Genomic DNA, 5545 nt, shown 5'->3' on the forward strand with positions numbered 1-5545 from the left:
TTGATAGTCGCCTGGCTGCTGAGCATTGACGCCAGCGGTCTCGCGAGCGGCTTCTGGCAGGCGCGTGGCCTGCTCATCCCCTTCACGGGAATTCTTGCCGTCGGCTTTCTTTCTCTCGCCATCCTGCTCGCCGCGCGCCCGGTACAGGTCGAGTCTCTGTTGGGAGGCCTCGACAAGTACTATCGTCTCCACAAGTGGCTGGGCGTGGCTGCCGCCATGACGGCCATCATCCACTGGCTGCTGGAAACCGCGCCGCGTACGCTCGCACGTCAAGGCTGGATCGATCGCCCCTTTCGTACTCCTGGCGGCGCGCGCCCTGAGACATTCCCGAGCCTCCGCGAGCCCGCTGCCGAAGTGGGAGAATGGGCGTTCTACCTCCTCCTGATCCTCGTCGCGCTGGCGCTGTGGCGGCGCTTTCCTTATCACCTTTTCCAGAAGACCCATCGGCTGATGGCGCCTCTCTTCCTGGCGCTTGTCTTCCACTCGGTTGTGCTGATGCGGTCGGACCAGTGGCTCGCACCGATCGGCATGGTAATGGTTGTGCTGTTGCCGGCAGCCGCGACGGCGGCGGGCTTTTCCTTGTTCCGGCGAATCGGCCATTCCAGACGTGCAACGGGCGAGGTCATCGACTTCCATCTCCACCCGGGCAGTGCCGTACTGGATGTCAGGGTGCGTCTGGCAACGGCGTGGCCCGGTCACCTGGCAGGCCAGTTCGCCTTCCTCGACTTCGAGGATGCCGAAGGAGCGCATCCGTTCACGATTTCATCGGCTTGGACGGGGGATGGAGTCCTGGCCTTCAGCATCAAGGGCCTGGGAGACTACACGCGCACGCTGCCAAGGCAGATGCGAGTGGGTGCGGCGGTGACGGTCGAAGGCCCTTATGGCCGCTTCAGCTTCGGCAGCACCGGGCGTCCACAGGTATGGATCGCCGGCGGTGTCGGAATCACTCCGTTCGTTGCTGGCCTGCAGGCGCCGACCGAGCGGTCTGATTCGCCGACTATCGATCTCGTATACTCAACACGGGGACCCGATGACACGTTCATCGCCGAGATCCGCCAGCTTGCAGCCCGGGCAGGCGCACGTCTGCACTTGATCGACACAACCCGTGAAGGGCTGCTCTCGTTGGATCGCCTGGCCTCACTGGTTCCACGATGGCGCGATTCGGAAGTCTGGTTCTGTGGACCACAAGGTTTCGGCCGCTCGCTACGCGCAGCCATGCTTGCCGGCGGACTTCCTGCCGAACGCTTCCATCAGGAGCTGTTCGAGATGAGGTGATAGAGTGTGGCCGTTGGTCCCACTACAACACGTTCGCGGCAACGTGCCGGTACCGGTCGAGGATGTGCTCATGGAACCGCCGGGACTGATGGTTCAATTGGCAGTGCCGGAAACGACCTGCCATTGGCGATGGCAAACAGCACGCGAATTGCGATCCGATTGACGGTACCCCTATTCGGGTTGCCCCGGCGCCGCCTGTTCGAGGCGGCCGTCGCGCAGGTGGAAGATGCGGTCGAAGCGATCGAAGATCTTCTCGTCATGCGTGACGGCGATGATGGCGGCTTCCTGCTCGACAGCGAGCTTGCGCAACAGATCCATGACGATGCCGGCACGCTTCGAATCGAGCGCGGCGGTCGGCTCGTCGGCCAGGATGATGCGCGGCCGATTTGCGAGCGCCCGCGCGATGGCGACGCGCTGCGCCTCGCCGCCCGAGAGCTTTGCGGGAAAAGCGCTCTTGCGATGGCCAACCTCGAGATAGTCGAGCAGTTCGACGGCCCGCCGGCGCGCCGCTCCGCCACTCGCGCCGGCGAGACTCAGCACGACGGCCACGTTGTCGGTGGCATCTAGAAAAGGCAGAAGGTTGTGGAACTGGAAAATGAAGCCAATCTTGTCGAGCCTCAATCTTCGCAGGTCCGAACGAAGCCACTTGCCGTCATACACGACATCGCCGTCGAGCTGAATCAAACCGCTCGACGGTTCGAGAATACAGCCGATGGCATTGAGCAAGGTCGTCTTGCCCGAACCCGATGGTCCGAGAAGCGCCACCACTTGACGGGGAAAGACCTCCAGCGAAACTTCCCTTAACGCGTCGACGCGCGTCTCGCCCTCGCCGAAATGCTTCGAGACGTTGCGCAGCCTGACCAGCGGCTGATGCGACTCGGTCTTGGCCATGGTCAGCCCCCGAGCGCGGTGGCGGGATCGACGCGCAACGCCGCGCGCACGCCCAGTCCGCTCGAGAGGAGACAGACCAGGAAAACGATGGCCGCCAGCACGAGTACGTTGTCCGGTTCGAGCACGACGCGCCGGGGAAAGTAGTCCTTGACGTTCAGGATCAGCGTTGCGCCGATCGTGAAGCCGATCAGGCCGAGCGCCAGCGCCTGCTGCACGATCATTCCGATGATCGTGCGATCGGGCGCACCGATGAGCTTCAAGGTGGCGATCTGCTTGAGCTTTTCCATGGTCATCGTATAGATGATCAGCGCGATGATCACGGCCGAGACGACAAGCAGCAGCGAGGTAAAAAGGCCGATCTGACGCCGCGCCCGGTCGACGAGAGACTGGGTCAGGATGCCCTCCTGTCCCTCCTGCGTGATCGCGGCAAGATGCTTCCAGCGCCGGACCACCTCCGCGACGTTGTCAGGAGTAGCGTTCGGCAGCAGCCGTGCCACCACCACGTTGACGGTGTCCAGGCTGGTCCGCGCCGTGCCTCGCGCGAGCTGCTGTCGTGCAGCGGGCGGCGCCAGATCGAACTGCAGCTTCTGCGCATCCAGCAGCGAGATGTAAACGGCGGGATCGCCGCCCGAGTTTACCTGCTGCTCGGTCAGTCCGACGACCGTGAATAGCTCGCGCCCGAGGCGAACTCGGTCGCCGAGCGTCAGTCCCGCGGTGCGGTCGGCCACGAGCTCGTAATGGCTGCGCGCAAGGCCGCGCCCGGCGACGAGGCGCGGCGGCCCGCCGAGCCTGCCCGGCTCATAGCCGATGACGTACAGGCGCAGCTTCCTGGCCATGTGCTCGGTTTCGACGGTCTGGTAGGTAATGCTGCCGGCCTGGGCGACGCCGCCCACTCGGGCGATCGCTTCCCGCGTATCGCCCGGGATGCGGGATGCTTCGGCGAACGGCCCCCGGGTGCCGGCTTCGACGACCCACAGGTCGACCGCCGGGGCGCGCGCGATGGTAAGCGCCTCGATGACCAGGCCGCGGTAGATTCCGATCATCGCCAGCACCACGCCGAGCAGCAGGCCGAGGCCCGCGCAGGTCAGCAGAAAGCGGCCGAGACTGTGGCGGACGTCGCGGTAGGCGAGGTTCATTTGCCGGTCTCCGCGACGACGCGGGCCGCACGGCCTTCGCGAAAGCCGGCGCCAGGCGCGGCGACGATCTGGGCCTGGTCGGGCAGGCCGCCCACGACCTCGAGTCGCGCATCCTCGGTGCGGTATCGGAAGGTGAGGGCGCGACGTGCCAGCTGCCCGTTCTCGACCATCCAGACCGTGCCGGTCGTCCCGTCGAAGCCTTGGACGGCGGCCTCCGGCACGAGCAGCGCCCGATCGAGATGGGCCACGGTGATCAGCACCTCGGCCTGCTCGCCGAGATGGAACTGCGGCGGACACTGTCCGCATTTGACGTAGACGCGCCGCTCCTCGTTGACGCGATCGCTTTCGATGCCGATGCGGACCACCTTTGCCTCGAAACGCTGCTGCGGCAGCGAGCGCAGGCGCACGATCGCCGCCTGACCTTCCACGATGGGCCCGGCGCGCGATTCATCGATGTAGGCGAGTCCCCACACGGTCTCGGGGGCGACCAGGGTGAAGATGGAATCGCCCGCCCTGATGACGGTGCCAAGCTCCTTGTGCCGCTCCACGACCATGGCGTCGAAGGGAGCGGTCAACACATATTGCGCGAGGAGTGCCTCCTCCACCTGGAGCTGGGCGCGCGCGTCCGCCAGGAAGGCATTGGCGACCTCGGCCTCTGCGAGCGCCACCGTGAGGTCTGCCTTGGCGACACCTTCGTCGCGCTGCGTCTCTTCCGCGGTTTGTTCCGAGACGACCTTGCGGTCGGCAAGCTGCTGCACGCGCCGATTGGTGGCCTGCTTCTGGGCGAACACGGCCCGCGCCTTGGCGATGTTGGCTTCCACCTTCACAAGACCCGCCTCGGCACTGAGCACGATGGCCTTCGCGCGGACGACCTTGGCCTCCTGTGCGGCGGCGTGAAGCCGTGCGAGGACGTCGCCCTTCTTCACGACGTCGCCGTGATCGGCCCGCAATTCGAGGATCGTCGCGCCGATCTCGAAGCCGATCTTCGAGACGATTCGCGCTTCAACCGTGCCGAGACCGAAGACTCGCACAGGCACATTCTGCTCGGGGACGACGACGGTGACGAAGACGGGACGCATCTGGAAAAACAGGGTAACGGCAGCCCCGATTGCTGCGAGGGCAATGGCCATGAAAAGGTAGGTCAGCAAACGCTTGTTCACCCGCGCCTCCTTTTTTGCGCCGACGTCGCCGGCTCGCGGGCGAACCCGCGGATCTGGAGGTCCAGCAGGCGGCGTCCTTCCCCAACCAGGCCGAAGGCCCGGCCGCTCAGGGACCATCGCAGGGCCAGCCCCTGGATCAGGCCGATCACCAGGAAGGCAGCATCGTCAGGATCGAGATCATCGTGAAACACGCTCGCATCACGGGCTTCGGCGATCGCTCGAGCGACCAGGCCGTGAAAGCGCCGCATGAGCGCGAACAGGGCCTTGCGGAGCGCCACGTTTCTCGAATGCAGTTCTCGCGAGAACAGGATGGCCGGGATCGCCGGCGTGGACTGGATCAGGCACAATTGCGTGGCCACGAGAGAGCGCAACCGATGCTCCGGCGCTCCGCTCCGTCCGGCCGAGTCGGCCCAGCCCGCTTCCATTGTCTTGCCGATGTAGTCGGCGACGGCGTCCCACAGGTCCTGCTTCGTCGCGAAATGTCGGAAGACCGCAGGCTGCGTGAGACCGACCTCCCGGGCAACCGTCTCGGTCGTGAGGCGATCGGGGCCCACCTCGCCGGCCAGTCGAAGGGTGGCCTGTAGGATTTCCAGCCGTCGGGCCTCAGCGGATTTCCGAATGCGCATGGCATCCTTAATTAGTTAGTGATAACTAACTAAGAACGCGCGAAGCGTGCGTCAAGGGCGAATGCGCTGCGGCCCAAGCTTACGGTCGCGGCACTTTCCCATCTCGCTCCTCGCTGGCTGATGCCAATAGCAAGGCGGCGCCCACGATCGTTGATTCAGATCAAGGCCGCCTTGGCGCGATGCCGTCAGAAAGAAAGTTTCAAGCAGAAAGGAGACAGCCATGCTCGTCTCTGTAAGGCGCTTTGTCGGCAGCGCCCTGCTGCCGGCCTCGATCTCCGTGGCCATAAGCGTCGCCCAGGCTCAGCAGCCGCCGGCCGGAAAGACGGGCCAGGGCATGATGCGGCAAGGCATGATGGACCAATGCCACCAGGGTCAGGGCATGATGGCAATGGGTCCCATGGGAATGATGCATGGTCCCGCTCTCGACAGTCGCCTCGACCACATAAGGGCGCAGCTT

The 5545-nt window shown here is 64.9% G+C and carries 6 protein-coding genes; 2 read left to right on the top strand and 4 right to left on the bottom strand.

The features are described 5' to 3' along the window. A partial coding sequence (locus tag AB7O82_RS36950) for a ferredoxin reductase family protein (protein ID WP_428621775.1) occupies nucleotides 1–1275 on the top strand: 1275 nt, incomplete at its 5' end. A 171-nt stretch (nucleotides 1276–1446) separates the two neighbouring features. Here AB7O82_RS36950 and AB7O82_RS36955 read toward each other — a convergent pair. The 4 genes from AB7O82_RS36955 to AB7O82_RS36970 are packed head-to-tail and all read right to left on the bottom strand — an operon-like array spanning nucleotide 1447 to nucleotide 5088. Beyond that, nucleotides 1447–2166 (bottom strand): ABC transporter ATP-binding protein, encoded by a 720-nt coding sequence (locus tag AB7O82_RS36955; RefSeq protein ID WP_428554695.1) that lies wholly within the window; start codon nucleotides 2164–2166, stop codon nucleotides 1447–1449. A 2-nt stretch (nucleotides 2167–2168) separates the two neighbouring features. Beyond that, nucleotides 2169–3302: an ABC transporter permease gene (locus tag AB7O82_RS36960; protein ID WP_428554692.1), complete on the bottom strand. Its 1134-nt coding sequence runs from the start codon at nucleotides 3300–3302 to the stop codon at nucleotides 2169–2171. Continuing rightward, nucleotides 3299–4462, bottom strand: a complete 1164-nt coding sequence (locus AB7O82_RS36965) for an efflux RND transporter periplasmic adaptor subunit (protein ID WP_428621777.1) — start codon at nucleotides 4460–4462, stop codon at nucleotides 3299–3301. The genes AB7O82_RS36960 and AB7O82_RS36965 overlap by 4 nt, the downstream gene beginning before the upstream one ends. Beyond that, a complete protein-coding gene (locus AB7O82_RS36970; RefSeq protein WP_428621778.1) occupies nucleotides 4459–5088 on the bottom strand; it encodes a TetR/AcrR family transcriptional regulator in 630 nt (209 codons plus the stop codon). Before AB7O82_RS36970 ends, AB7O82_RS36965 begins: the two co-directional genes overlap by 4 nt. A gap of 220 nt (nucleotides 5089–5308) precedes the next feature. Here AB7O82_RS36970 and AB7O82_RS36975 point away from each other — a divergent pair. Further along, a partial coding sequence (locus tag AB7O82_RS36975) for a hypothetical protein (RefSeq protein WP_428621779.1) occupies nucleotides 5309–5545 on the top strand: 237 nt, incomplete at its 3' end.

Source organism: Reyranella sp. (genome assembly GCF_050185545.1).
Lineage (GTDB): Bacteria > Pseudomonadota > Alphaproteobacteria > Reyranellales > Reyranellaceae > Reyranella.